Consider the following 4004-nt stretch of genomic DNA (forward strand, 5'->3'; position numbering starts at 1 on the left):
GTACGGGCTGCATCAACAAACGGTACATTCAAGGTCGTATCGTCTGCAAAGGCCTTAAGGGCTTCTTTCTTTACTTGTTGAAACTGTTCAAATTTCACTTTTTCCAACGTGCTCCCTGAGGCGAATCTTCAATGGTAATTCCCAAGTCCGACAACTTGTCGCGAATAGCGTCGGCCAAAGCATATTGCTTCTGAGCCCGGCATTCCTGGCGCAATTCAAGAATAACATTCATCAAGGCTGCATAGTCCTTATCATCCGCTTTTCCGGCCTTACCGTTCCAGCGATCCTCCAAGACCCCGAGAATATCCGTCATAGTTTTAAAAATACGCTTTACTTCCGAAAGGACGGCACTGTCTGCCGGTACGCCGTTCGTTGATACTTCGCTCGTATAAATATTGACTTTCTTAGCCAATTCAAACATGGCCGCACTGGCAAGAGCCGTGTTGAAGTCATCACACATAGCCGTTTCAAAATCTTCCATAGTACGTTGCGCATCGGCCAGTAAAGCAGCCGATAATTCGGATTTGCCGCCCGACGGCTGTTCCAATAACCACAAAGTATTATCAATAGCCGTACCGAGGCGTTCCAGGCTACGAGTCATTTCCGTCAAGCGTTCGTCACTAAAATCCAAGGGACTTCTGTAATGATTGGATATGAGGAAGTATCTAAGCGCATCGGGACTGTAATGTTCCAATACGTCTTTGACGAGGAAAAAGTTATTCAGCGACTTACTCATCTTTTCAGAATCAATAGTAATGAAGCCGTTGTGTACCCAATAATTGACCATAGGGCCGTGATTGCAACAAGCTTCGGTCTGAGCGATTTCATTTTCATGGTGAGGGAATATCAAATCACTGCCGCCACCGTGAAAATCAAAGGGTTCGCCCAAGTATTTTAAGCTCATGGCCGAGCATTCAATGTGCCAACCCGGACGGCCTTTTCCCCAAGGACTGTCCCAAGACGGTTCACTCGGTTTAGCAGCTTTCCAGAGAGCAAAGTCCATGGGATTTTCTTTGCGGTCGTCCACTTCGATACGAGCTCCGGCCATCATATCGTCCAAGGAACGATGGCTCAATTCCCCGTAGTGTTCAAAACTCTGAACACGATAATATACATCTCCGTCCAACTCGTAGGCATGGCCGTTTTCAATCAGTTTGGAAATCATGGCGATAATATCATCCATATGTTCAGATACGCGCGGATATTTATCGGCACGTTGAATGTGGAGCTTATCCATGACTTCAAAGTAAGAAGCGATATACCGATTGGCAATTGTATCCCACGATACTTCTTCCCCGTTGGCGGCATTGATAATCTTATCATCCACATCCGTAAAGTTTTGAATATGCGTAACGGCATAGCCTAAGTGTTTCAAATAACGTTTAATAACATCCCAAGTAACAAAGGGACGCGCATTTCCCATGTGCGAATGATTATACGGCGTAATACCGCAAACATACATCTTCACTTGCCCGGGAGTAACAGGCTTAAAAACCTCTTTTTTTCTGGATAGCGTATTATATACGGTTAATTCTCTCATCATAACCTCCTGTTTAACATAAAAAGAGCCTCCATCCCCTGACAGAGACGGTGGCCCGCGGTTCCACTCTGTTTTACGACATAGTCGTAATCTTCATAACCGATAACGGCGGTATCCGGATCGAGCTACTATCGTTCACTCGACCGACTCGCGAAGGCAGTTTCATCATCGTGCAATCTGACAAGGCTTTCAGCGACCGCCTCATCTCTCTGTAGTGCCGAAGGATAAACACATTTCGGTCTTCGTCATTATACACTTCCCGTAGGAAGCTATATATAATACATAATATTATATGACTTATCACTTTCCTGTCAATAGGATACTTGGATAAAATTAAAAGGGAGTATCTCCTAAAGACACTCCCTTTTTACCTTGATTTATTCCGCAATAAGTCCGCTGCGACGCAAGCGCTGTACCACTTTTTCACGTCCCATTAAAGCGATGATGACGTTCAGGTCCGGACCGTGCATAACACCGGTCAAAGCCACGCGGATAGGCATGTACACGAACTTACCTTTAACTCCTACACCCTTTTGTACCTTCTTGAAGAGAGGCTGAACCGTATCGGCCGTAACTTCGTCCAAGGCCTCCAGCTCTTTCAAAAAGGCCGTAAGAACAGCAGGAGCCGTTTCTTCTTTCAATACGTCTGCCGTTTCTTCGTTTTCCGGTTCATATTCATCGGTAAAGAAGACCTTAGCCGCATCGATAACTTGAGCGCCGTACTGAATGTGTTCACGCAAAGCCGTTACCATGGTTTCGACCCAGGCTAAGGTTTTTTCATCAGGATTTTCCGACACATAGCCGGCCTTTTTTAAATGAGGTAAGCAAAGTGTTACTAACGAAGGACCGTCCAATTCCTTCATATATTGGAAGTTAATCCAATTAAGTTTTTCAATATCGAAAACTGCCGGGTTTTTCGCCACGCGGTCAAGAGTAAACATGCTACACAGTTCTTCTTTACTGAAAATTTCCTTATCGCTGTCAGGTGTCCATCCGAGCAGGGCCAGGAAGTTAAACAACGCTTCGGGCAAGTATCCCATATCCCGATACTGTTGTACGGATGTGGCCCCGTGACGTTTACTCATCTTTTTCTTATCTGCACCGAGAATGAGAGATACATGAGCAAACTTGGGAGGTTCAAATCCCAGCGCTTCATACAAAACAAGCTGACGCGGTGTATTGGACAGGTGTTCTTCCGCCCGAATAACATGGGTAATTTCCATAAGCGCGTCATCAAGGACTACACAGTAGTTATAAACCGGCACCCCATCGGATTTAGCAATAACGAAATCCCCGATTTTATCGGAATCAAAAGACACCTTGCCACGCACAATATCATCTACTTCGTAAGTTTTGTGCTTCGGCGTCCTGATGCGTATGACATGCGGTCTGCCTTCAGCCAGATACTGTTTTATCCGTTCTTCCGAAAGATGACTGCACATGCCGCCGTAAACGGGCGTTTCTCCCTTGGCCATTTGTGCATCTTTTTCGGCTTCCAACACTTCGGGTGTACAAAAACAGTAGTAAGCCTTGCCTTCAGCCAACAGTTTTTCCGTATATTGACGATATAGATCAAGGCGTTCCATTTGACGATACGGTCCGTGATCACCGCCTACATCAATGCCTTCATCCCAGTTAATTCCCAACCAGTGAAGGGCTTCTTTTATGTTTTCTTCCGATTCGCGCGTAGACCGCTTTTGGTCCGTATCTTCTATGCGGACGACAAAGGTTCCGTCATTATGAGCGGCTACGAGATAATTAAAGAGTGCCGAACGGGCACCTCCTATATGAAAAGGCCCGGTCGGGCTGGGAGCAAAACGTACGCGAACTTGCTTAGACATGAATCAATTCCTCCTAAATTGCATTGTACTTGAGGACCATAGCCGCCGCTTGTGCCGCCATGCCCTCTTCATTACCGACGAAGCCGAGTCGCTCCGTCGTCGTGGCCTTAACGGATACATTGCTTTCATCCATTTCCAAAGCCACGGCTATATTATGAACCATTTGAGAAATATAAGGTTTAACCTTCGGCTCTTGAGCCAACAAGGTAGCGTCCACATTGATAATACGACATCCGTTTTCCACGAGAATTTGCTTAACCTTGCGTAAAAGGGCAATACTGGACACATCCTTGTAGGCCGCATCCGTATCGGGAAAGTACGTGCCTATATCCTTAAGGCCCGCTGCTCCGAGGAGAGCATCCATGACGGCATGAATCAACACATCCGCATCGGAGTGGCCTTCCAGTCCCTTACCGTGAGGAACCGTAACACCTCCCAAAATAAGTTTGCGACCTGCTATAAGACGGTGTACGTCATAGCCGCTACCGACACAGTGCTTAGTCGGCCCGTTTAAGTAAAACTCCAAAACGGGAATATCGTCGGGTGTCGTTACCTTGAGATTGCGCTCGTCGCCGTTTAACACGACAATAGAACCCCCGCAGGCCTCGACCAACGAGGCATCA

Annotated in this window: 3 protein-coding genes; all 3 read right to left on the reverse strand. The window is 46.5% G+C overall.

The genetic code is table 11. The annotated features are described in order from the left end of the window. Window positions 1–94: 94 nt before the first annotated feature. The gene (gene cysS / locus PGX78_RS06610) at window positions 95–1540 is read right to left on the reverse strand and encodes a cysteine--tRNA ligase (RefSeq protein WP_270446016.1); all 1446 of its coding nucleotides are present in this window, start codon (window positions 1538–1540) and stop codon (window positions 95–97) included. 377 nt (window positions 1541–1917) lie between these two features. Next, the gene (gene gltX, locus PGX78_RS06615; protein WP_270446012.1) at window positions 1918–3381 is read right to left on the reverse strand and encodes a glutamate--tRNA ligase; all 1464 of its coding nucleotides are present in this window, start codon (window positions 3379–3381) and stop codon (window positions 1918–1920) included. 13 nt (window positions 3382–3394) lie between these two features. Further along, window positions 3395–4004 (reverse strand): 2-C-methyl-D-erythritol 2,4-cyclodiphosphate synthase (ispF, locus tag PGX78_RS06620; RefSeq protein ID WP_270446014.1); only part of this gene is annotated, 610 nt, incomplete at its 5' end.

Origin of the sequence: Megasphaera sp. AF13-6AC, from assembly GCF_027685385.1 — a bacterium.
Taxonomy (GTDB): domain Bacteria; phylum Bacillota; class Negativicutes; order Veillonellales; family Megasphaeraceae; genus Megasphaera; species Megasphaera micronuciformis.